The 1044-nt window shown below is 66.3% G+C and carries 2 protein-coding genes; both read left to right on the top strand.

What is annotated here, in order from left to right; all coding sequences use genetic code 11:
• Positions 1-599, top strand: a 599-nt coding sequence (locus FJ980_RS34085) for a F0F1 ATP synthase subunit B (RefSeq protein ID WP_140547719.1), incomplete at its 5' end; no start/stop codon positions are given.
• A gap of 10 nt (positions 600-609) precedes the next feature.
• Positions 610-1044: F0F1 ATP synthase subunit B (locus tag FJ980_RS34090; protein ID WP_140547720.1), on the top strand; the 435-nt coding region annotated here is incomplete at its 3' end.

A 1044-nucleotide genomic window follows, 5' to 3' on the forward strand; every position in this document is an offset into this window, starting at 1 on the left:
TGTTCGTGACATCTGCCTTTGCGCAAGAGTCCGCGCCTGCCACCGAGGCTGGCCACGCTGCGACGGAAGGCGACACGCATTCCGGCACCAGCGTGCCTGCCGAGGCTCATGGCATGTTTCCGCCATTCGATCCGGCGACGTTTCCGTCGCAGCTTCTATCGCTGGCGATCACGTTCGGGCTCTTCTACCTCTTCCTGAAGAGGGTGGTGGTGCCGCGCGTCGGCGGCATCATCGATGTCCGCAACGACCGTATCAGCCAGGATCTCGATCAGGCCGCGAAGTTGAAGGGCGTGGCCGACGCCGCCGTTGCTGCTTACGAGCAGGAGCTGGCGGAAGCCAAGAAAAACGCCAACGCCAGCGGCCAGCAGGCCAATGACGCGGCCAAGGCGGAAGCCGAGACCGCGCGCAAGAAGATCGAGGCCGCGCTCGACGAGAAGCTCGGCGAGGCCGAGGCGCGCATTTCTTCCATCAAGGCCAACGCCATGAAGGAAGTCGGCAGCATCGCCGAGGACACTGCCTCGGCGATCGTCGAGGCGCTGGTCGGCGGCAAAGCCAGCAAGGCCGAGATTGCGGCCGCGGTCAAGTCCGTGGCCGGGTGAGGAGCGCATCATGGACGCCACATCTCTTGCAACGCTCTGGGCCACGATCGCCCTGGTCATCTTTTTGGGTATCGCCATCTACATCAAGGTGCCCCGCCTGATCGCCAAGGCGCTCGATGCCCGCGCCGCCAGGATCAGCAGCGAGCTTGACGAGGCGCGCAGGCTGCGCGAGGAGGCCCAGCAGTTGCTTGGCCAATACCAGCGCAAGCGCAAGGAAGCCGAGCAGGAGGCCGCGGACATCGTCGCCGCGGCCAAGCGCGAAGCCGAACTGCTCGCCGCCGAGGCGCACAAGAAGACCGAGGACTACGTCGCGCGGCGCACCGCTCTTGCCGAACAGAAGATCGGCCAGGCCGAGCGCGAGGCGATCGGCGAAGTGCGCGCCAGCGCCGTCGACATCGCCGTCGAAGCCGCTCGCACGCTGCTCGCCGGCAAGATCGACGCCAAG

The organism is Mesorhizobium sp. B1-1-5 (assembly GCF_006443065.1).
Lineage (GTDB): Bacteria > Pseudomonadota > Alphaproteobacteria > Rhizobiales > Rhizobiaceae > Mesorhizobium.